This window comes from Comamonas sp. JNW, from assembly GCF_003105075.1.
In the GTDB taxonomy this organism is placed as follows: Bacteria; Pseudomonadota; Gammaproteobacteria; order Burkholderiales; family Burkholderiaceae_C; genus Comamonas; species Comamonas squillarum.
Genome location: NZ_QETI01000007.1, coordinates 13,079 through 33,039, shown reverse-complemented (window position 1 = coordinate 33,039; position 19,961 = coordinate 13,079). Strand labels below are relative to the sequence as shown.

Below are 19,961 nucleotides of genomic sequence, written 5' to 3'. Positions count from 1 at the left end.
GCGCGCTCAGGCCGCGCCCGCCTGGGGCCGCACGCTGACTTCCGAGCTGGTCACATCGACGACGCCGGCGGCGGTCTGCACGCGCAAGGCGCCATCGGCGGCCACGCCCAGCGCCAGGCCAGCGGTGCCATCGCTCAGACCGACCTCGCGGCCGGCGAGCGCATCGCGCGCCGCATAGGCCGCCTGCAGCGGCGCAAAGCCCTGCTGCGCAAAGGCCTGGATGGCGGCCACCAGCGGCGGCACCACGGCCTGCAGCGCCTGGGGTGCATCCCAGCGGCCGTCCAGCATCTGCAGGCTGCCGGGAATCGTCGACAGGCCCTCGGCCAGCGGGGCCCGCACATTGATGCCGATGCCGATCACCACATAGCGCTCGGTCTGCTGCTGGCCATCACCCGCATGCGTACGGGCCGAGACAAAGCTGGCGGTCTCGACCAGAATGCCGGCGAGCTTGTGGTCGCCGGTCAGCCACAGGTCATTGGGCCATTTGAGGCCAATGGTGGGGGTGCTGGAGCCGGCCTCGGGCAGCTGGGGCTGCAGGCTTTGCGCCACCGACACGCCGACGGCCAGCGACAGGCCCGACCAGTCGGCTGGCGCCAGCGGCAGGCCCAGCGACATCAGCAGCGAATCACCGGCCTCGCTGCGCCAGGGCTTGCCCATGCGCCCGCGCCCTGCCGTCTGCTGCTCGGCCACCAGCAAGATGGGTTCCTGCCGGCCCGCGCGGGCGCGGCGCATCAGCTCGGTATTGGTCGAGTCAATGCTGGGCAGCACCTCGATCGTGAAGCCCGGCAACTGCGGCTCCACCGCCTCCCAGATCGCTTCAGCGGGCCAGCGAATCGGCGTGTTCTGCGCCTCGCTCATGCGCCCGCCTTGGCGGCCTTGGCGCCCTGGGTCTTCTTGTCGGCTCTGGCCTTCTTATCGCTCTTTTTCTTGTCCTTGGCCTTGTCCTTTTCCTTGCTCAGGGCCTTGTCTGCGGCCTTGGCCTTGTGCTTTTCCACTTTGGCAGGCTTGGCGGGCTTCGCCGCATCGGCATATGCTGCCTTGGCCTTGCGCTTCTTGGGCAGCACCGGCTCGGGCAAATCCGAGGCGGGCACCTTGGGCTTCCAGCCGCGCTTGGGCGCCAGCATCGTGCCCCGGCATTCGGCCGCGCCACAGTGGCAGGCATAGTCGGCCTTGAGCTTGGCGGTGTAGCGCTCTTCGATGATCAGGCCGTAGTCATAACCCAGCTCCTCGCCAGCGCTGATGTTGCGCAGCGCGCTGATGAAGATGCGGTCATCGGCCTCTTCGGCAAAGCAGTTGGGCTCGCAGCTGTGGTTGATCCAGCGGGCCGAGTTGCCGCCATCGCCTCCGTCGATGACGCGGTCGCCATCGATCTGGAAAAAGAAGGTGTGGTTGGGGTGGTCGGGGTCATGCGGGTGGCGGCGCTGGCTTTCTTCGTAGCTGATGACCTTGCCCGCATATTCGACAATGACTTCGCCTTCTGCGATATCCTGCAACGCAAAAACGCCCCTGCCGTGCACGCCCGAACGCCGTACCTGGATACGACGACCTGTTGAAAAATGGGGAACATGGTTCGGCATGGGATTTTTTCTGCTACTTTAAAAATAAGCACATGCGCATGTGCGCACACGTACACATGCAGGCGCCCGCGCACATGCGCGTAAAGCGTGCATTGTAAGAGCGTGCTCAGAGAGCCAGCAACCCACAGTGTTGGCAGACCCCAGTTTGATGAGAGTGAACCCATGTCCAAGACCCTGGTCATTGCAGAAAAGCCGTCCGTTGCACAAGACATTGTTCGTGCACTGACGCCGGTGGCAGGCCAATTTGCCAAACACGACGACTACTTTGAAGCCGAGACCTTCATCGTGACGAGCGCGGTGGGTCACCTTGTGGAGATCCAGGCCCCCGAAGAATTCGATGTCAAACGCGGCAAGTGGAGCTTTGCCCATCTGCCGGTGATCCCGCCCTACTTTGAATTGAAGCCGGTCGACAAGACCAAGACGCGCCTGAACGCCGTCGTCAAGCTGGCCAAGCGCAAGGATGTCACCGCGCTGATCAACGCCTGTGACGCGGGCCGCGAAGGTGAGCTGATCTTCCGCCTGATCGAGCAATACGCCGGTGGCGCCAAGGGCGGCCTGGGCAAGCCGATCCAGCGCCTGTGGCTGCAGTCGATGACGCCCCAAGCCATCCGTGACGGCTTTAACAAGCTGCGCTCCGATAACCAGATGCTGGGCCTGGCCGATGCCGCCCGCAGCCGCTCCGAAGCCGACTGGCTGGTGGGCATCAACGGCACGCGGGCGATGACCGCGTTCAACTCGCGCGATGGCGGCTTCTTCCTGACCACCGTGGGCCGTGTGCAGACCCCCACCCTGTCGCTGGTCGTCGAGCGCGAGGAAAAGATCCGCAAGTTCGTCAGCCGCAACTACTGGGAAATCCACGGCGAGTTCAACGCCCAGGCGGGCGCCTACCCGGGCAAGTGGTTCAACCCGGCCTGGAAGAAAAGCGACGACGCCGAGGCGCGCGCCGACCGCGTCTGGAGCCAGCAGGAGGCGCAGGCGATTGCCGAGGCCGTGCGCGGCAAGCCCGCCACGGTGACCGAAGAGTCCAAGCCCACCACCCAGGCATCGCCCCTGCTGTTTGACCTGACCAGCCTGCAGCGCGAGGCCAACAGCAAGTTCGGCTTCTCGGCCAAGACCACCTTGGCGCTGGCCCAGGCGCTGTACGAGCGCCACAAGGCACTGACCTACCCGCGTACCGATTCGCGCGCGCTGCCCGAGGACTACCTGCCCGTCGCGCGCCAAACCTTCGAGATGCTGGCCCACAGCAATATGCAGCAGCTCGCGCCGTTTGCGCAGCAGGCCATTGGCGCCAACTACATCCGTGCCAACAAGCGCATTTTTGACAACAGCAAGGTCTCGGACCACTTTGCCATCATCCCGACCACGCAGGCGCCCGGTGCCTTGAGCGAGGCCGAACACAAGCTCTACACCTTGGTGGTGCGCCGCTTCATGGCAGTGTTCTTCCCCAGCGCCGAGCACCAGGTCACCACGCGCGTCAGCCAAATTGACGACCACCACTTCAAGACCGAAGGCAAGGTGCTGGTCAAGCCCGGTTGGCTGGCCATCTACGGCAAGGAAGCGGCCCACGAAGTGGAAGACGCCAAGGAAGGCGACAAGGGCCAGAACCTGGTGCCGGTGCAGCCCGGCGAGAAGCCCACGGCCGACCCGGTCGAGCCCAAGGGCCTCAAGACCAAGCCGCCCGCCCGCTACTCGGAAGCGACCCTGCTGGGCGCGATGGAGAGCGCCGGCAAGCAGATCGACGACGACGAGCTGCGCGAAGCCATGCAGGAAAAGGGCCTGGGCACGCCTGCGACGCGCGCGGCCATCATCGAAGGCCTGCTGACCGAAAAATACATGCTGCGCGAAGGCCGCGAGCTGATCCCCACGGCCAAGGCCTTCCAGCTGATGACCTTGCTGCGCGGGCTGCAGGTCGAAGAGCTCTCGCGTGCCGACCTGACCGGTGAGTGGGAGTACAAGCTCGCGCAGATGGAAAAAGGCCAGCTCTCGCGCGAAGCCTTCATGGCCGAGATCCAGGCCATGACCGAGCGCCTGGTGAAAAAGGCCAAGGAATACGACCGCGACACCATCCCCGGCGACTACGCCACCCTGTCCGCGCCCTGCCCCAACTGTGGTGGCGTGGTCAAGGAAAACTACCGCCGCTATGCCTGCACGGGCGTGGGAGGCAACGGCGAAGGCTGCGGCTTCTCGTTCACCAAATCGCCTGCCGGCCGCACCTTCGAGACCGCCGAGGCCGACCAGCTGCTGCGCGATCGCAAGATCGGCCCGCTCGATGGCTTCCGCTCCAAGGCCGGCTGGCCCTTTGCCGCCGAAGTGGCCATCGTGCGCGACGAGGACAACAACAACTACAAGTTCGAGTTCCTGTTCGAGGACAACAAGTCCGACGAGGAATCGGGCGAGCTGGTGGACTTTGGCAGCCAGAACACCCTGGGCGCCTGCCCCAAGTGCGGCGCGCCCGTGTTCGAGCATGGCGCCAACTATGTCTGCAGCAAGGCCGTACCCACGGCCCAGCAAGCCACGCCCAGCTGCGACTTCAAGAGCGGCCAGATCATCTTGCAGCAGCCCATCGAGCGCGACCAGATGGCCAAGCTGCTGGCCACCGGCAAGACCGACCTGCTCGACAAGTTCGTCTCCAACCGCACGCGGCGCAGCTTCAAGGCCTTCCTGGCCTGGGACAAGGAAGCCGGCAAGGTGAACTTCGAGTTCGAGCCGCGCGACAGCAAGTTCCCGCCGCGCAAGGGCGCAGCCGCCAAGACCGCAACCAAGACGGCCAGCAAGACCGCTGCCAAAGCGACCAAGACGGCGGCCAAAACCGCCACCAAGACCGCTACCAAGACCGCCTCCAAGACGGCCACCAAATCCGCCGCCAAAACGCCGCGCAAGATTGCCGCCACGCTGACCCCGAGCCCGGCGCTCGCCGCCGTGATTGGCAGCGAGGCCACCTCGCGCCCCGAAGTCATCAAAAAGCTCTGGGACTACATCAAGGCAAACGGCCTGCAGGACGCCAAGGACAAACGCGCGATCAATGCCGACGCCAAACTGCAGCCGCTGTTTGGCAAGGACCAGATCAGCATGTTCGAGATCGCCGGCATTGTTGGCAAGCATGTGAGCTGAGCGCCGGGATGCAGCACCACCGCGCAGCCCACCGTGCCTGCCCGTAGCGCTGAGCATGGCCAAGGGTGAGCCGCTGCAGCTGCTGGCCCTGGCTGCAGGCATCTATCTGCTGCTGGAGGCCAGCTTTCATGGCGTGGCCTGGCTGCTCGCGCGCATCATTGACCGCGAGGCGCGGCGCCGAGGCCAGCTGACCGAGCCCAGCCGGGCGCACTGGCAGGCCATCTTCTACCGCTTGTTTGCGGTATTGGCGGTGCTGATGCTGAGCCATTGGTTCAGCCTGGGCTTGAACGGACCGCATGCGCCGCGCTGGCAGCAGTGGCTGCTGGGCGCCGTCATCATCGCCACCGTGCTGTCGGTGGTGATGGTCAGCGATGCCGCCATCATCCAGAAGCTCAAGAAGGACAGCCAGCCGCATTTCAGCAATATGCAGGAGATGGGGCTGCTCTACATCCTGCGCCACCTGCCCGCGCACCGGCCCTGGTATTTCAGCGCGGCCTACCTGCCACTGGCCCGCCGGATTAATGGGGGTATCAGCCTGCTGGCGTTTTTGCTGCTGTACCTCGATTTGCGCGTTTACCAAGGGGGCTGATACAGTGCCAGCCATGTCCCCATGCCTGTGCCCCTCACCATGTACCTGCGCCCTGCCTACCGCCGGCTGATCTGGCTGGCCCTGGTGGTGGCCTGCGCTGCCGCCGTGTACGCATGGCGTGGCCCGGCGCTCATCGGCGATGCCGAGCAGGCCGCCGCCACGCTGTGGCGCAAAGCCTCATCACCGCCTCCGCCCAGCGCCGAGGAGCAGCAGCGCAGCCAGGCACGGCGCGCCGATCCTGCGGCGGGCACCGGCCCGGCGTGGCCCGCTGCCGTGCCGCGCAAATGCCAGTTGAACGGCCAGACCATCTACACCGATGGCCCCTGCCCGGCAGGCAGCCTCGAGCAGATCGTGCCGGAAAACCTGTCTGTCATTGCGCGCTGAGCACCCCTTGCCAATACCGCAGTGCGCTACCCCCAGCCACCATCTGCGCGATACTGCCTGCGCCATGCACACCGGAGCTGCATGGCATCGATCAAGGACAGGCGTGCAATCAGCGGACAAGCAATGGTTTGACGAGGCGTACTACCAGCGCTTTTATTTCGACAAGAAAACCAGCGTGGTGGACCCCGCGCATGCCGCGCGCCTGGGTGCCTTTGTCTGCAGCTACCTGCAATACGTGCGCGTGCCGGTCCAGCGTGTGCTGGATGTGGGCTGCGGCATCGGCCTGTGGCGCGATGCGATTGCGCAGCACTTTCCGCAGGCCAGCTACCACGGGGTCGAGTACAGCGAGTACCTGTGCCAGCGCTACGGCTGGGAGCAAGGCTCGGTCGTGGACTATGCGCCGGCCGATGGCCAGCCGTTTGACCTGGTGATCTGCCAAGGCGTGCTGCCCTACCTGAGCCCGGCCGATCTGAAGCTGGCGCTGGCCAATCTGGGCCGGCTGAGCAAAGGTGCGCTCTATGTCGAAGCCGTTGCGCGCGAAGACTATGAGCGCGACATCATCGACGACGAGCTGACCGACCCGCGCCTCTACCGCCACCGCGCCGAGCTCTACCGCCGTGGCCTGGCCCAGGGTTTTACCGAGCTGGGCGGTGGTGTGTGGCTGAGCCGGCGCGCCGATGTGCCGCTGTTTGCGCTCGAAGCGTTGCAGAACTGAGCGGCGCCAAGGGCAGCGCTAAACCCGCTGCGCTGCTCGGTTGGGCGGGGCGAGGACAATAGCGCCCGTGTCATCCCTGCCCTCTTCCCCCCTTGCCAGCGAGGCCGCCACGACGAGCGCGTCCACCACCGCTGGTGCCCTTGTCCCCCATGCCGTCTCGCGCCTGCGCGCCGAGCGGCTGCAGCGCAGCACCCGCCCTTTTCTGGCCCGAGGCGGCCCCAAGGGGGAGCGCTGTGAGGGATGCCGGCTGCGCCCCAGCCACTGCCTTTGCGCGCTGCGCCCCACGCAGCCCACCACGGCGGGCATATGCCTGCTGATGCACGATGCCGAGCCGCTCAAGCCCAGCAACACCGGCTGGCTAATCGCCGATGTGGTGGCCGAGACCTGGGCCTTTGGCTGGTCGCGCACGGAGATGGATGCGGGCTTGGAGGCGCTGCTAGCCGATCCCCAATGGCAGCCCTATGTGGTCTTTCCCCAGGAGTTTGTGCATGAGCCCGGCCGCGCCGTGCAGCAGCTGCCGCCACCATCACTCGGTGCAGCTCGCAGGCCGCTGTTTATCCTGCTCGATGCCACCTGGCCCGAGGCGCGCAAGATGTTCCGCAAGAGCCCTTACCTGGACCGATTTCCGGTGCTCAGCCTGCACCCCGAGCAGATCTCGCGCTACCAGCTGCGGCGCTCGCGCCGCGATGACCATTTCTGCACTGCCGAGGTCGCTGCCCTCTGCCTCGATCTCGCCGGCGACCTGCGCGCCGCGCAGACCCTGGAAACCTACCTGGACATCTACACCCACCACTACCTGCAGGCCAAGCACCAGCTGCCGCCCGAATGGCACAGCGCCGCGCACCAGCAGCTCCAGCGGCTGCAAAACCCTCTGTGACAGCGCTGTCACTGTCGTGTCTACATAGCTAATCTGGTTGCTATGGCAGCCACTACCCCGCGTCAACCCTGACAGGGTTTACCAAGAAACCCTTGGGCACACCACAACGCCAGATTTGCCAGAATTCTCCTACGCACGGGCTTCTCCAACGAAAGCACCGTGTAGCAAGCCCTCCTGGGACGATTGCGCATTCGCCAAAACATTAGATCGTTTTTCAGAACAATCTATTCTGATTTAGGCTATTTATCGGAGGCGAGCCACTGCATACACTAACTACATCGATCAACGAGAACCACACAAGGTGCACTGCACCACCCGTTGAGCGAACCAGCCCCTCATGGTGAGTCGCTGGAGTTCTCCAGGAGTTAAAAATGAACGCACGTATTTTCTCGATCGCCGGTGTAGCTGCTCTGATGTTGGGTGCCGGTGTTGCCCAGGCCCATCCCTTTGAAGGCGACCAGTCGATTGCTCCCCCAGTGGCTGCCACCAGCGCCGTGAGCCGCGCTGAGGTGCAAGCGCAATTTGTCGAAGCCCAGAAGAACGGCACCCTGTTGTTCAAGGGCGATCAGCTGCAAGCCAATGCTTTTGAAAAGGGCAGCAGCAACCTCTCCCGCGCCGATGTGGTGAAAGCCGCCCACGACGCCCGCGTTGCCGGCACCTTGCCTGAAGGCGAAAGCTTCGGCGAATAAGCCCAGGCATGAACGCTGAGAGTGGGCCACAGTCCGCTCTCGCAGCCCCCAAATTTCGAATCAACCTATTTTTGGACGCCGCCGCTCTCACAGCGCAAATCAGCGATTTGCCAGCAGCGCGGGTCCGTGGAGAGAAACCATGTTTGCACGCAATATGTCCGCTTTGATGATGGCCGCTGGCCTGGTGTTTGCCGGTGCTGCCAGCGCAGCCACCACTGCCCCCGTGGGCAATGGCTCGGACTACCCTGCCTACCCAGCAGCACACAGCACCCTGACCCGCGCCGACGTGCAGGCCCAGGTGAGCGAAGCCCAGCGCAATGGCGCCATGGCCGTGATCGGTGACCGCATCAACACCTTCGGTGCTGAAAGCAGCACCTCCAGCCTCAGCCGCGCCCAAGTGCAGCAGCAGGCCCATGAAGCCTTGGTCGCCGGCACCCTGCCTGAAGGCGAATCCTTCGGCGAATAAGCGAAGAAAACCGCTCTGCAAGGCAGACGCTGGCAGAGCGGTCAGATGTCAGGGCCTAGCCATTGGGCAGGGCCTGAGACAGCATGAAGACGGGCACTGCCCGCCACACAACAAAAACGCATCTAGTGCGTAGCCCGGCCAGACCTTGTCCCGTTGCGTCTGGGCCGTGCTCTTGGTAGCCACTGCCGGTTCGCCGGCAGTGGTCTTTTTACGCCTCGCGCCGCGACCACAACCCTTGATACGTCGTTGCCTGGCCGGCTGCTCCTCACCTTGTCGTACTACCGTACTGTCTGCGGCTCGGCGCCTAGTCGGGGACGCCTAGTCGGGGACGCCTAGCTTCAACCGCAAACCTCCGGTTTGCTGGGCTGTGCTCACAGCTCTTAATCCAATGCAAAACCGGTTTCGGTGATCTGCAGCTGGCCGTTCTCGCCCTTCTGCAACCAGCCTTGCTCGCAGGCATAGTCCATGGCAGGTTGCTGCTCTGCGGCGCTGACGCCATGGCGCTCCAGCACATGGCTCAAAGATTCCGCATCCAAACCATCGCCCGCGCGCAGCAGCTCCTCGTTGACCATCAGGTAGAGCAGGTGCTTGGCATTCTTGCGTGTTGCTTCTGTATCGGTCATCCGTCTTTTCCTCCATCGGCATAAAAAAACCGCAACTCGGTTGCGGTTCAGGTGTGGTGGCCCTTATTGGGCCTTTTTCATCCAATCGGACAGCTCATCGGCGTGCTCTTGCTCCTGCTCCAGAATCTGCTCGATCAGGCGGCGCGTGGTGTGGTCCTTGTCACCGATCAGATCAACCATCTGCGTATAGGCCTCGATGGCGACGCGCTCGGCCACCAGGTTGGAGCGGATCATCGAGTGCAGGTCCATGTCGTCGTTGTAGTCGGCATGGCTGCGGGCCGTCAGACTGTCGGGGTTGAAGTCGGGCTCGCCGCCCAGCTGCACGATGCGGGTCGCAATACGGTCGGCATGGGCCTGCTCTTCTTGCGCATGTACCAAGAACTCTTCTGCAATGGCGGGCGATTCCAGGCCCGTCGCGGTGAAGTGGTGGCGCTTGTAGCGCAGGATGCAGACCAGCTCGGTGGCCAGCGAATCGTTGAGCAGACGGATGATGTCCTCACGGTATGGAGAGTCATCGGGCAGCACAGCGCCTTCTTCCAGGCTCTTCTTGGCGGCGTCGAGACGCTTGGTATCAAGCGCCAGCGGGGTGCGGGATTTATCTGGCATCGTGGCTTCCTTTTTTGTGGGAGGTTGTTTTGTAAACAGTACCCCTCCAAGGTAAACCCGCCGCAGCCCCGCGTCTGTGAGACAAGGGCTACTGTGCTTGCGCTAAAAGTTCAGAATCCCGCCCCGGGCTGGGCCAGATAGTGCAGCTCTTCGGCGGTGCTGCGGCGGCCCAAGATCGCATTGCGGTGCGGAAAACGCCCAAAGCGGGTGATGACGGCCTGGTGGCGCAGCGCGTAATCCCAGGTGCCTTGCAGATAGGTCTGCAGCTCGGCGGGCTCGGGGTGGCTGTCACGCAGCTGGGCAAACAGGTCCACACTGCGCTGCTGCAAGGCCGCATCCTCGGCATGCTCCAGCGGCAGATAGACAAATACCCGCACCACTGCCGGCAGCGCCTGGTCCTGGCCGCTGTCGCACAGGCCGAGCGCCAGCTGCAATGCCAGCGGGTCGCCAGCAAAGGATTCGGGCGTGCCCCGGTAGATATTGCGTGTGAACTGGTCGAGCACGATGATGCGGGCCAGCGTATCCCAGACGCCCTCTGTCCAGCCAGGCAAATCACCCTTGAGCGCCGCCTGCACCGTCGCGCCAAAATGCGTACGGATGCGCGCATCGAATGCATCGGACTTGCTGAACCATTGCTGCTTGTGCTGCAAGGCCTCGCTGTTGCTGGGGCGAGCGCTACCCAACCAGAATTGCAGTACCTCGTCGGCAGAGGCGATGGGTGCGGGTGCAGGTGGGGATGCGGAAGCTGAGGTCATGGCGAAGCCTGTATCAATCAAAGCCCGTTTTTTACCATGCAGCAGCAGCCTGCAGAAACAACAAAGCCGGGCAAGGCCCGGCTTTGTTCTGGGTGACCGCCGCTTATGCGGTGCGCGAGCCGGCAGGCTGCTGCACTGGCTTGCTGCTGGAGCGGTCACGCAGACCCAGCGCCCAGCGCTCGATGGTGTAGAAAGACAGCGCGGCAAACGCGGCCGAGATCGGCAGGCCCAGGATCACCACCCACTGCCAGTCGGTGTGGGCGCGCAGCAGGCGCACAACAGGGTAGTGCCAGAGGTAGATACCGTAGGACATCTTGCCAACCCAGACCAGGGCCGGCAGGCTCAGCATGTCGAACAGCACACCCTTTTGCTTGCTCACGGCAACGATGATGGCAGCGGCCACCAGCTCCACCAGCGCAAAGCCCCAGAGCAGCGCACCGGCGTCGTCCCACCCGTAGCCAATCACGGCAAAGGGCAGCACCGGCAGCAGCCACAGCAGGTATTTTTGGCGTGCATGCAGCGCATCCATCCACTCGGGGCGGTGCACGGCCACAGCGGCCAGCGCGCTGCCCAGCAGCATGCCGGTGGCGCGGGTGTCAAAGCGGAAGAAGATTTCGTAGAAGTGCTGGCCCTGGACCACCCAGTAGGCGCGCCAGACAAACATCAGCGCCACCAGCAGCAGCACCGGGCGCCACAGCTGCTTGCGCGCGGTATGCGCCAGCAGCAGCACCAAGAGCGGCGGCCAGACCAGGTAGAAGTGCTCTTCCACCGACAGCGACCACATGTGCAGCAAGGTGTCCGGGCTGTCAAAAAAGGCGATGCCGTAGTCGGCCAGGTACAGCGCAGAGACCACCACGTCCTGGTTCACATCATCGAGACCGGGCCAGATCAGCGGCGCAAACAGCCAGTAGGCGGCCAGAAACAGCAGCAAGGCCGGGCCCAGGCGCAAAAAGCGGCGCTTGTAAAAGCGCCAGAAGTCAAGCCGGCCCGATTGCTGGTGTTCTTTCAGCAACAGCGACGTGATCAAAAAGCCGCTGAGCACAAAGAACAGGTCCACACCGAAGAAGGCGCCGTCAAACATCGGCGCATGGGCGTGTGACAGGAACACCAGAACAATGGCCACTGCGCGCATACCATCGAGCGCAGGGTTGTATTTCATACGGAATCCAGACAAAACCAAAGATCTCCATCTAACCGCAGCAGGGCCAAAGCCGTTGCCGCGCTCCCAGACTTGGTGTCAATTGTTGCGCTGCCTGGGTGCAGGCCCGGAGGCTGCCCAACCAGCGCTTGCTGGGAATTAAACATCTGTGCTTAACGCGCCAAGTGGCACGAAAGCTGACCCATCGGGCTTTGTGATCCCCGCATGGCCGCTGTTCTCCAGGGCTTGCTGGGGAATACCAACCATGCGCCAAGGCGCGACGATTGAGAACCCGAGCCTATCGATTTAGTTCCGGCGTGGATGCTTTATTTTGTGACCAATGCACCGCAAATGCGTCCATCTTGCAGTCACCTTGCAGCGCTTGCGCCTGGTGGCCCAGCACGCCCGCTCCTCGCCGTCCATCCCCTCTGCCTTGCCTGGCCCGCTGGGTCTGCGCCCGGGGCCCCTGCCTGCTTCGCACGCTGTGCCAAGCCTGCATGGCGATGATCGCCTGCGGGCCCGCAAGCGCTGTGTAGGAAAAAACGAAAGGCACCCGTCAGCACCCGGGCGCGAATTGTGCCAGCTAGCGATGCCCTGCTGTCGTAAAAAGCGGGATGCAACTGACAAAAAATAACATTGCAAATCAGGATGCCGGAGGCCCTGGGACCAGAAACAGCGCACCTGCTGCCAGGGTGACAGCTTGCGTGCTAACCCCCATGCAAGCGCGCGCCGCTTTGCGTACGCTCGGGCTACGCTTTTTCTTTTGCCATGACCACCTCTGCCCCCTCCCCCCTGCCCCAGATCGAGCACTACGCGCAATGGCTCAGCCAGCAGCATGGCCTGCACTTTGACGACTACGAGGCCATGCATGCCTGGTCGGTCGAGCATCTGGCCGCATTTTGGCGCAGCATCTGGGACTACTACCAGCTTGAATCTCCTACGCCGATCACCGAGGTGCTGAGCGACGATGCCATGCCCGATGCGCGCTGGTTCAGCGGCGCCCAGGTCAGCCTGCCGCGCCAGCTGCTGCGCCACACGGCAGCGGCCCAGCAGGCCGGGGTGCCGGCGATCGTCAGCGACAACGAACTCGGCCAGATGCGCGAGATGGCCTGGCCCGAGCTGCAGCGCCAGGTGGCCTCGGTGGCGGTGGCGCTGCGCAGCCTGGGCATTGGCCGGGGCGACCGCGTGGCCGCCTATATGCCCAATATCCCCGAGACCGTGGTCGCGATGCTGGCCTGCGTCAGCCTCGGCGCGGTCTGGAGCGTCTGCGCCCCCGACATGGGCGTGGCCGCCGTGGTGGACCGCTTCAAGCAGATCGAGCCCAAGGCCTTGATCGCCGTCGATGGCGTCTACTACGGCGGCAAGCCGCTGGACCGCAGTGCTGTGGTGCAGTCCTTGCTGGCCGAGCTGCCCACGGTGCAGCACTGCCTGACCGTGCAGACCCCTTATGCCGCCGCCCCGGTGGGCAGCCACCACTGGGACTGGGCCACCACCGGCCAGGACGCACATGCCGTCGCGGCGTTCGAGCCCGAATGGCTGCCGTTTGACCACCCGATCTGGATCGTCTACTCCAGCGGCACCACCGGCCTGCCCAAGCCCATCGTGCATGGCACCGGCGGCATCCTGCTGGCCTTGCATGTGGCGGGGCTGCACAACGACCTGGGCGCCAGCTACAGCGACAGCCATGCGGGCGAGCGCTTTCTCTGGTACAGCTCCACCGGCTGGGTGATGTGGAACATCCAGGTCAGCGGCCTGCTGTTTGGCACCACGATCACCATCTTCGACGGCCACCCGGCCGGCAGCAGCAGCCAGCCCGACTGGGGCGTGCTGTGGCGCTTTGCCGCGCGCCACCACACCAGCATCTTTGGTGCGGGTGCCGCCTATTTCAGCAACTGCATGAAGGCCGGCCTCGACGTGGGCGCGATCCCTGGCCTGCAGCAGGTGCGCACCTTGGGCAGCACCGGCTCGCCGCTGGCACCCGAGGTGCAGCGCTGGGGCAGCGCCCAGCTGCAGGCAGCCGGTGCCGGCGAGGTGTTCTGGTGCAATATCTCGGGCGGTACCGATTTTTGTGGCGCCTTCATCGGCGGCAACCGCAGCCTGCCCCAGGCGCCCGGCCGCATGCAATGCCGCTGGCTGGGCCATGCGGTGGAGGCATGGAACGAACAAGGCCAGGCCGTGCGCGACGAGGTCGGCGAGCTGGTCTGCACCCGGCCTATCCCTTCAATGCCGCTGTACTTCTGGAACGACCCGGGCAAGCAGCGCTACCTGGACAGTTATTTCGACCACTGGCCCGGCATCTGGCGCCATGGCGACTGGATCCAGATCAACAGCGACGGCAGCTGCGTGATCTATGGCCGCAGCGACGCCACCATCAACCGCCAGGGCCTGCGCATGGGCACCAGCGAGATCTACAACGCCATCGAGGCGTTGCCCGAAGTGCAGGATTCGATGGTCATCGACCTGGAGTACCTGGGCCGCAACAGCTATATGCCGCTGTTTGTCGTGCTGCGCGAGGGCCTGGTGCTGGACGCCGCCATCCAGGGCCGCATCGAGCAGGCGATACGCACTGCGCTGTCGCCCCGCTTTATCCCCGACACCATCGCGCAGGTGTCCGAGGTGCCGCGCACCTTGACCGGCAAAAAGCTGGAGCTGCCGATCAAAAAGCTGCTGCTGGGCCAGCCTGCGGACAAGGTGCTGAACCCGCAGACCATGGCCAACCCCGGCTGCCTGCCCTGGTTCGAGGCCTTTGCCGCCCAGCATCTGGCGCGGCTCAGCCAGCCGGCCGCTGGCTGAAAGCCCTGCGCTGCAGCGATGGACGGACGGTGCGATAATGGAAAGCTATCGAGACGCTCCGGCTGGGACCCCCAGCCTCGGCGCCTGAGCCCCAGGGCCCGCGCCACAGCGCCTTCTCGCCTCCGACCCTCCTCCTGAAGACGCGCAGGCCACCCGCCTGCGTGTCTGCAACCTGTATGCCTTCATCCATTTCTCTGCGCCTGGTGTTTATCCTGGGCCTGCTATCCGCCATTGGCCCCTTTGCCATCGACATGTACCTGCCGGCCCTGCCGCAGATTGGCGCCAGCCTGCAAGCGCCCGTCGGGGCCGTGCAAGCCAGCCTGACGGCCTTCTTCCTGGCGCTGGGCGTGGGCCAGCCGCTGTTTGGCACCCTGGCCGATATGTGGGGCCGCAAGAAGCCGCTCTACCTGGGCCTAGCGATTTTTGTGCTGGCCAGCGTCGGCTGCGCGCTGGCGCAGGACATCCACACGCTGGTGGTGCTGCGCTTTATCCAGGGCCTCGGCGCGGCAGCGGGCATGGCCATTCCGCGTGCGGTGGTGCGTGATCTGCACACCGGCCACGAGGCCGCGCGCATGATGTCGCTGCTGATGCTGGTCTTCAGCGTCTCGCCCATCCTCGCGCCGCTGGCCGGCAGCGGGGTGATTGCAATCGGCGGCTGGCGCATGGTGTTCTGGGTGGTGGCAGTGGCCGCGCTGATCGGCATGGTGGCCATGGCGCGCGGCCTGCCCGAGACGCGCGCATCCAACAACGGCGTGGACAGCAGCCTGGGCGGTGTGCTCCAGGCCTATGGCCTGCTGCTGCGCGACTGGCACTACCTGGGCCTGGTGTTTATCGGCGCCTGCGCGATGGCCGGTTTCTTTGTCTACCTGGCCGGCTCGCCTTTTGTGCTGATCAACCACTACGGCCTCAGCACCACGCAGTACAGCATGGCCTTTGCATTCAATGCGATTGCCTTTATTGGCGCGGCGCAGTTTACCGGCATGCTGGGCAAGCGCTTTGGCCTGGTGCCCGTTGTCAAGCTGGCCGCTACCGCCAGCGGTGTGGTGATGTGCTGCCTGCTGGCCTACTACCTGGTGGGTGGCGACCAGCTCGCCGTGTTGATTGGCCTGTACTTTGTCGCCAGCGGCTTGATGGGCCTGGTGATCCCCACGACTTCGGTGCTGGCGCTGGAGGCGCATGGCCAGATTGCCGGCACAGCCTCGGCCTTGCTGGGCACCTTGCAGATGCTGACCGGCGCGGTCGCCATGCAGATCGTGGGCCTGTTCTCCAGCGGCAAACCGCTGCCGATGGTGGTGGGCATGGCCACCGGCGCGCTGTGCGGCGTGCTGCTGACCTGGATCACCTTGGGCGGCCGGCGCGGCGCCCGGGTCTGATGCCTGCCAACGACCTCTAACGACAACGCCCCGCAGCTTGCGGGGCGTTTTTGCTTTTGGAGGTTTAAACCTTGGGCTGGCGGTAGGCCAGGCAGAGCTTGTTGCCATCGGGGTCGCGCAGGTAGGCCAGGTACAGGGCCGCAGGGCCTTCGCCGCGCCAGCCCGGTGGGTCTTCACAGGCCACGCCGCCATGGGCCAGGCCCACCGCATGGGCCTGGTCGACCTGCTCGGTGCTGCTGGCGGCAAAGCCAGTCGTGCTGCCATTGCCGATAGTGGCTGCCTCGCCATTGATGGGGGTGCTGACGCTGAAGGTGCCGCCATTGGCGCGCCAGAAATAGCGGTTCTTGTTGGCGGCACCCGGGGGCACGCCCAACTCGGCGAGGAAGGCGTCGTAGAACTGGCGTGATTTCTCCAGATCGCTGGTGCCGAGCATGATGTGGCTGAACATGGGTGTCTCCTTGCAGATGGGTAAGACGTTGGGGAAAGATCGGGCAGCTGCCACTATAGCGGCGCTGGCGGGCGGCTGAAAACGGGCGCTTGTCGCGCAGTATCCACCATCGCGCGGGCCGGTTTGCAGCCAGCACACAACAGTGCCTGGCCGTGCAAGTGCCAGTCCTTAGCCCCTGGTTCTGGTCACCTGTCGCCTGCCTGCCAATCACCGAACACGCACAGCCGCTATTGTCGCCCCGAGCCTGCTGGCGTGCGTTGCGCGCGCCGGGTGCAGGCACCATCCACACATGAATTTACAGAATATTCTCGGCCCACAGGCCGCCTCACACCTGCGTTTGATGGGCATGGCCTTGCTTTGGGGCGCGTCCTGGCCCAGTGGCCGCATGGTGGCCCAGCACATGCCGCCACTGGCAGCGTCGGGCCTGCGTTTTGTACTGGCCGCCGTGGTGCTGCTGGTCTGGCTGTATGCGGCAGGCGGCATGGCCGGGCTCAGGCACTGGTCGCCCAAGCGCTGGTTGGGCATGGCCGCCGCTGCAGCTACAGGCGTATTTGGTTACGCGGCCTGCTTTTTGAGTGGCCTGCAGTACCTGCCCGCCAGCAAGGCGGCGCTGGTCATCACGCTCAACCCGGTGCTCACCTTGCTGCTGGCTGCCTGGATCTTTCGGGAACGCATCAACCGCACGATTGCCTTGGGCATGGCGCTGGCGGCGCTGGGTGCGGTGCTGGTCATCTCGCATGGCGATCCAGCCCAGCTGCTGGCCGGTGGCCTGGGCCGGGGCGAACTGCTGATCCTGGGCTGCGTGGCCTGCTGGGTCAGCTACACCTTGCTGGGCCGGGCGATTCTGGCCGGGGTCGATGCGCTGTCCACCACCGCCGTCACTGCGACCATTGGCGCCGTGATGCTGCTGGCCGCCAGCCTGGTGGTCGAAGGGCCGCAGGGCATGGCCCAGGCCTTCGATGCGGGCCTGTCCGCCTGGGGCGCGCTGCTGTTTCTGGCCTGGGGCTCTACCGCGCTGGCTTACGCCTGGTACTTTGATGGCGTCAAGGCACTGGGCGCTGGCGCGGCATCGGGCTATATCACCCTGGTGCCGGTGATTGGCGTGGCCTGCTCGGCCCTGTGGCTGGGCGAGCAGATCGATGCACCCATGCTCGCCGGGGGCGCGATGGCGCTGGCGGGCACCGCGGTGATGAACTGGGGCCGGCGCACACCGCGTGCTGCGGCGGCTGCAGCGGCAGCGCGCTAAACCGCCAGCGGGTTCTCGGCCAGCTGCGGCGGCAGCTCCGCCCAGGGCTCGTTCATGAACTGCTGGGCCGCATAGTCCATGAAGGCCTGCACGCGCGCCGGCCGCGTACGGCCCGGCGGGGTGACGATGTTCAGCGACAGCACATCGGCCTCCCAGCCCGGCATGGCGGTCTGCAGGCTGCCATCGCGCAGCTCCTGCCACACCAGAAATGACGGCTGCAGCGCCAGCCCCATGCCGGCCAGCAGTGCGGGCTGCAGCGCCTCGGCATTGTTGACTTGCATCTGTATCGGCATCACCTGCGTGTACTCGCCATGGCGCGCATGGCGAAAGCGCCAGCTGGTGCCATAGCGCGCCAGGCTGTACTGCAGGCCCTTGTGCTGGGCCAGATCGCGCGGGTGCACCGGGTGGCCATAGCGCTCGAAATAGGCCGGTGAGCCGACCAGCAAGATGCGCACCTTGCACAGGGTGCGCGCAATCAGGCTCGAATCGCTCAGGTTGGCAATGCGCAGCGCCAGGTCAAAGCGGTCGCGGATCAGGTCCACCTGCTCGTCAGCAAAGTGCAGGTTCAGCTCCACATCCGGGTGCATCTTCATGAACTTGGGCAGGATCGGCGACAGCCGCGCAATGCCAAAGGACATCGGCGCGGCAATGCGGATCTGGCCGCGCAGGCTGGTGGAGCGGTCGGTGATGTCGGCCTCCACCGCCTCGCCCTCCTGCAGGATGCGCGTGGCCCGCTCCAGCGCGCTGCTGCCGGCATCGGTCAGCGCCATGCGGCGTGAGGTGCGGTGGAACAGGCTGGTCTTCATGCGGCCCTCCAGCCGCGTGATGGCCTTCGATACCGTTGCCTGCGACAGCGCCAGCTCGGCAGCGGTGCGCGCGAACGATCCGGTCTCGGCGACCTTGGCAAAAATGGCCCAGGCCTCCAGGTCAGGCAGCTTGCTCATGGCTTCATCGCTTTCTCAATCACATCAAATATGGAATGAATGCTTTTCTATATTTTCTATTTTAATCATATTCAAGGCGACCTACACTTTCTTCATCGACAACAAAACACCTGGAGAAAGACATGATTGAACGACGCAGCTTTGACAGCTTGGGCGGTGCCAACCACGGTTGGCTCGATGCCAAGCACCACTTCTCTTTTGCCGACTACCGTGACGCCCAGCGCGTGAACTGGGGCGCTCTGCGGGTCTGGAACGATGACACCATCGCGCCGCAAACCGGCTTCCCACCGCACGGCCATGCCGACATGGAAATCATCACCTATGTCCGAGAAGGTGCGATCACCCACGAAGACAGCCTGGGCAACCGAGGCCGCACCGAAGCCGGTGATGTGCAGGTGATGAGCGCCGGCAGCGGCGTGCGCCACTCGGAATACAACCTCGAGTCCACGACGACCCGCATCTTCCAGATCTGGATCCTGCCCGACCGCCAAGGCGACAAGCCCAGCTGGGGCGCCAAGCCCTTCCCCAAGGGCGACCGCAGCGGCAAGTTCGTGACCTTGGCCAGCGGCATGGACGGTGATGGCGACGCGCTGCCCATCCGTGCCAATGCCCGGGTGCTGGGTGCCACGATCAAGGCCGGTGAAAGCCTGGACTACGGTTTTGACCATGCCGACCGCTATGGCTACCTCGTCCTTGCCAAGGGCAGTGCCTCGGTCAATGGTGTGGCGCTGTCCAGCCGCGATGGTGCTGCCATCCATGGCGAGACCACGATCCGCATCACCGCCACGGAAGACACCGAAATCGTGCTGGTGGATGCACCGGCCCTGAACTGAGCACCTGTAGATCCTTTGTAGACAGCTTCCTTCCCGTTTTTTAACCTTTCAAGAGCACGCACCATGACCAACAAATCTTTCCTCGAAGTCCTGACCCCCGCCAACAGCCAGATGATCTTCATCGACCAGCAGCCCCAGATGGCCTTTGGCGTGCAGTCCATCGACCGCCAGACGCTGAAGAACAACGTGGTGGGCCTGGCCAAGGCGGCCCAGGTGTTTGGCGTGCCGACGACGATCACGACGGTCGAGACCCACAGCTTCTCGGGCCACACCTACCCAGAGCTGCTGAACGTATTCCCCAGCAACCCCATCCTGGAGCGCACGTCGATGAACTCCTGGGACGACCAGAATGTGCGTGATGCGCTGGCCGCCAACGTTGCCAAGGGCCACAAGAAGATCATCGTCTCGGGCCTGTGGACCGAGGTCTGCAACACCACCTTTGCCCTCAGCGCCATGCATGACGCCGGCTACGAGATCTACATGGTGGCTGATGCCTCGGGCGGCACCTCGCTCGAAGCGCACAACCAGGCGATGCAGCGCATGGTGCAGGCTGGTGTGGTGCCCGTCACCTGGCAGCAGGTGCTGCTGGAATGGCAACGTGACTGGGCCAAGCGCGAGACCTATGACGCGGTGATGGACATCGTGCGCGAACACTCCGGTGCCTATGGCATGGGCGTGGACTATGCGTACACGATGGTGCACAAATCCCCAGAGCGTGCGCAGCACGGCAACACCATCGGCCCCAAGCCCGCTGTTTAATTGCCTTGTTTGTGGTGGGGTAGCCCCCCCCCCCG

Annotated in this window: 20 protein-coding genes; 12 read left to right on the top strand and 8 right to left on the bottom strand. The window is 64.5% G+C overall.

The window, feature by feature from the left end:
- Window positions 1–6: 6 nt before the first annotated feature.
- Together DCO45_RS11830 and DCO45_RS11825 are read right to left on the bottom strand one after the other, a co-directional pair.
- Window positions 7–858, bottom strand: a complete 852-nt coding sequence (locus DCO45_RS11830; RefSeq protein ID WP_116926044.1) for a biotin--[acetyl-CoA-carboxylase] ligase — start codon at window positions 856–858, stop codon at window positions 7–9.
- Complete coding sequence (locus DCO45_RS11825; RefSeq protein WP_116926043.1) at window positions 855–1,577, bottom strand: SET domain-containing protein-lysine N-methyltransferase; 723 nt, start codon at window positions 1,575–1,577, stop codon at window positions 855–857. The genes DCO45_RS11830 and DCO45_RS11825 overlap by 4 nt, the downstream gene beginning before the upstream one ends.
- Before the next feature lie 162 nt (window positions 1,578–1,739).
- Here DCO45_RS11825 and DCO45_RS11820 point away from each other — a divergent pair, with 162 nt between their 5' ends.
- From DCO45_RS11820 to DCO45_RS11790, 7 genes are all read left to right on the top strand, one after another.
- Window positions 1,740–4,688 carry a DNA topoisomerase III gene (locus DCO45_RS11820; protein ID WP_116926042.1) on the top strand — a complete coding sequence of 983 codons (2,949 nt, stop codon included), beginning with the start codon at window positions 1,740–1,742 and terminating at the stop codon, window positions 4,686–4,688.
- A 55-nt stretch (window positions 4,689–4,743) separates the two neighbouring features.
- Window positions 4,744–5,277 (top strand): hypothetical protein, encoded by a 534-nt coding sequence (locus tag DCO45_RS11815; RefSeq protein ID WP_116926041.1) that lies wholly within the window; start codon window positions 4,744–4,746, stop codon window positions 5,275–5,277.
- Window positions 5,278–5,298: 21 nt separating this feature from the next.
- Window positions 5,299–5,661, top strand: coding sequence for a DUF4124 domain-containing protein (locus DCO45_RS11810; protein WP_116926040.1), 363 nt, complete (start codon window positions 5,299–5,301; stop codon window positions 5,659–5,661).
- 103 nt (window positions 5,662–5,764) lie between these two features.
- Window positions 5,765–6,376 carry a class I SAM-dependent methyltransferase gene (locus tag DCO45_RS11805; RefSeq protein ID WP_116926039.1) on the top strand — a complete coding sequence of 204 codons (612 nt, stop codon included), beginning with the start codon at window positions 5,765–5,767 and terminating at the stop codon, window positions 6,374–6,376.
- Between the two features lie 163 nt (window positions 6,377–6,539).
- Window positions 6,540–7,253: a tRNA-uridine aminocarboxypropyltransferase gene (locus tag DCO45_RS11800; RefSeq protein WP_232539637.1), complete on the top strand. Its 714-nt coding sequence runs from the start codon at window positions 6,540–6,542 to the stop codon at window positions 7,251–7,253.
- A gap of 371 nt (window positions 7,254–7,624) precedes the next feature.
- Window positions 7,625–7,942: a DUF4148 domain-containing protein gene (locus DCO45_RS11795; RefSeq protein ID WP_116926037.1), complete on the top strand. Its 318-nt coding sequence runs from the start codon at window positions 7,625–7,627 to the stop codon at window positions 7,940–7,942.
- Between the two features lie 139 nt (window positions 7,943–8,081).
- Window positions 8,082–8,408, top strand: coding sequence for a DUF4148 domain-containing protein (locus tag DCO45_RS11790; protein ID WP_116926036.1), 327 nt, complete (start codon window positions 8,082–8,084; stop codon window positions 8,406–8,408).
- Window positions 8,409–8,788: 380 nt separating this feature from the next.
- Here the strand turns inward: DCO45_RS11790 and DCO45_RS11785 are convergent, their stop codons facing one another.
- From DCO45_RS11785 to DCO45_RS11770, 4 genes are all read right to left on the bottom strand, one after another.
- Window positions 8,789–9,031 (bottom strand): hypothetical protein, encoded by a 243-nt coding sequence (locus DCO45_RS11785; protein ID WP_116926035.1) that lies wholly within the window; start codon window positions 9,029–9,031, stop codon window positions 8,789–8,791.
- Window positions 9,032–9,094: 63 nt separating this feature from the next.
- A complete protein-coding gene (locus tag DCO45_RS11780) occupies window positions 9,095–9,637 on the bottom strand; it encodes a ferritin-like domain-containing protein (protein WP_116926034.1) in 543 nt (180 codons plus the stop codon).
- 110 nt (window positions 9,638–9,747) lie between these two features.
- A complete protein-coding gene (locus DCO45_RS11775; RefSeq protein WP_116926194.1) occupies window positions 9,748–10,392 on the bottom strand; it encodes a DUF924 family protein in 645 nt (214 codons plus the stop codon).
- A 103-nt stretch (window positions 10,393–10,495) separates the two neighbouring features.
- Window positions 10,496–11,551, bottom strand: coding sequence for an acyltransferase (locus tag DCO45_RS11770; RefSeq protein ID WP_116926033.1), 1,056 nt, complete (start codon window positions 11,549–11,551; stop codon window positions 10,496–10,498).
- 747 nt (window positions 11,552–12,298) lie between these two features.
- Between DCO45_RS11770 and DCO45_RS11765 the strand changes: the two genes are divergently transcribed.
- Complete coding sequence (locus tag DCO45_RS11765; RefSeq protein WP_116926032.1) at window positions 12,299–14,323, top strand: acetoacetate--CoA ligase; 2,025 nt, start codon at window positions 12,299–12,301, stop codon at window positions 14,321–14,323.
- A 176-nt stretch (window positions 14,324–14,499) separates the two neighbouring features.
- Entirely contained in the window at window positions 14,500–15,696 is a 1,197-nt protein-coding gene (locus DCO45_RS11760; RefSeq protein WP_116926031.1) for a multidrug effflux MFS transporter, read from the top strand.
- A 64-nt stretch (window positions 15,697–15,760) separates the two neighbouring features.
- Here the strand turns inward: DCO45_RS11760 and DCO45_RS11755 are convergent, their stop codons facing one another.
- Window positions 15,761–16,144, bottom strand: a complete 384-nt coding sequence (locus tag DCO45_RS11755; RefSeq protein WP_116926030.1) for a VOC family protein — start codon at window positions 16,142–16,144, stop codon at window positions 15,761–15,763.
- A gap of 289 nt (window positions 16,145–16,433) precedes the next feature.
- Here DCO45_RS11755 and DCO45_RS11750 point away from each other — a divergent pair, with 289 nt between their 5' ends.
- On the top strand, window positions 16,434–17,390 hold the full coding sequence (locus DCO45_RS11750; RefSeq protein WP_116926029.1) for a DMT family transporter: 957 nt from the start codon (window positions 16,434–16,436) through the stop codon (window positions 17,388–17,390).
- Here DCO45_RS11750 and DCO45_RS11745 read toward each other — a convergent pair.
- Entirely contained in the window at window positions 17,387–18,334 is a 948-nt protein-coding gene (locus tag DCO45_RS11745) for a LysR family transcriptional regulator (RefSeq protein WP_116926028.1), read from the bottom strand. The genes DCO45_RS11750 and DCO45_RS11745 overlap by 4 nt on opposite strands.
- A 122-nt stretch (window positions 18,335–18,456) precedes the next feature.
- Between DCO45_RS11745 and DCO45_RS11740 the strand changes: the two genes are divergently transcribed.
- Both DCO45_RS11740 and DCO45_RS11735 read left to right on the top strand, forming a co-directional pair.
- Window positions 18,457–19,167, top strand: a complete 711-nt coding sequence (locus DCO45_RS11740) for a pirin family protein (protein WP_116926027.1) — start codon at window positions 18,457–18,459, stop codon at window positions 19,165–19,167.
- Window positions 19,168–19,230: 63 nt separating this feature from the next.
- Complete coding sequence (locus tag DCO45_RS11735; RefSeq protein WP_116926026.1) at window positions 19,231–19,926, top strand: hydrolase; 696 nt, start codon at window positions 19,231–19,233, stop codon at window positions 19,924–19,926.
- The last annotated feature ends 35 nt before the right edge of the window (window positions 19,927–19,961 follow it).

Bases quoted from the DNA above. Each gene is read 5' to 3' on its own strand.
- DCO45_RS11735 (WP_116926026.1), top strand. From the start codon at position 19,231: ATGACCAACAAATCTTTCCTCGAAGTCCTGACCCCCGCCAACAGCCAG.
- DCO45_RS11820 (WP_116926042.1), top strand. From the start codon at position 1,740: ATGTCCAAGACCCTGGTCATTGCAGAAAAGCCGTCCGTTGCACAAGAC.
- DCO45_RS11795 (WP_116926037.1), top strand. From the start codon at position 7,625: ATGAACGCACGTATTTTCTCGATCGCCGGTGTAGCTGCTCTGATGTTG.
- DCO45_RS11790 (WP_116926036.1), top strand. From the start codon at position 8,082: ATGTTTGCACGCAATATGTCCGCTTTGATGATGGCCGCTGGCCTGGTG.
- DCO45_RS11745 (WP_116926028.1), bottom strand. From the start codon at position 18,334: ATGAGCAAGCTGCCTGACCTGGAGGCCTGGGCCATTTTTGCCAAGGTC.
- DCO45_RS11810 (WP_116926040.1), top strand. From the start codon at position 5,299: ATGCCTGTGCCCCTCACCATGTACCTGCGCCCTGCCTACCGCCGGCTG.
- DCO45_RS11785 (WP_116926035.1), bottom strand. From the start codon at position 9,031: ATGACCGATACAGAAGCAACACGCAAGAATGCCAAGCACCTGCTCTAC.
- DCO45_RS11830 (WP_116926044.1), bottom strand. From the start codon at position 858: ATGAGCGAGGCGCAGAACACGCCGATTCGCTGGCCCGCTGAAGCGATC.
- DCO45_RS11770 (WP_116926033.1), bottom strand. From the start codon at position 11,551: ATGAAATACAACCCTGCGCTCGATGGTATGCGCGCAGTGGCCATTGTT.
- DCO45_RS11765 (WP_116926032.1), top strand. From the start codon at position 12,299: ATGACCACCTCTGCCCCCTCCCCCCTGCCCCAGATCGAGCACTACGCG.
- DCO45_RS11825 (WP_116926043.1), bottom strand. From the start codon at position 1,577: ATGCCGAACCATGTTCCCCATTTTTCAACAGGTCGTCGTATCCAGGTA.
- DCO45_RS11740 (WP_116926027.1), top strand. From the start codon at position 18,457: ATGATTGAACGACGCAGCTTTGACAGCTTGGGCGGTGCCAACCACGGT.
- DCO45_RS11780 (WP_116926034.1), bottom strand. From the start codon at position 9,637: ATGCCAGATAAATCCCGCACCCCGCTGGCGCTTGATACCAAGCGTCTC.
- DCO45_RS11775 (WP_116926194.1), bottom strand. From the start codon at position 10,392: ATGACCTCAGCTTCCGCATCCCCACCTGCACCCGCACCCATCGCCTCT.
- DCO45_RS11760 (WP_116926031.1), top strand. From the start codon at position 14,500: ATGCCTTCATCCATTTCTCTGCGCCTGGTGTTTATCCTGGGCCTGCTA.
- DCO45_RS11815 (WP_116926041.1), top strand. From the start codon at position 4,744: ATGGCCAAGGGTGAGCCGCTGCAGCTGCTGGCCCTGGCTGCAGGCATC.
- DCO45_RS11755 (WP_116926030.1), bottom strand. From the start codon at position 16,144: ATGTTCAGCCACATCATGCTCGGCACCAGCGATCTGGAGAAATCACGC.
- DCO45_RS11750 (WP_116926029.1), top strand. From the start codon at position 16,434: ATGAATTTACAGAATATTCTCGGCCCACAGGCCGCCTCACACCTGCGT.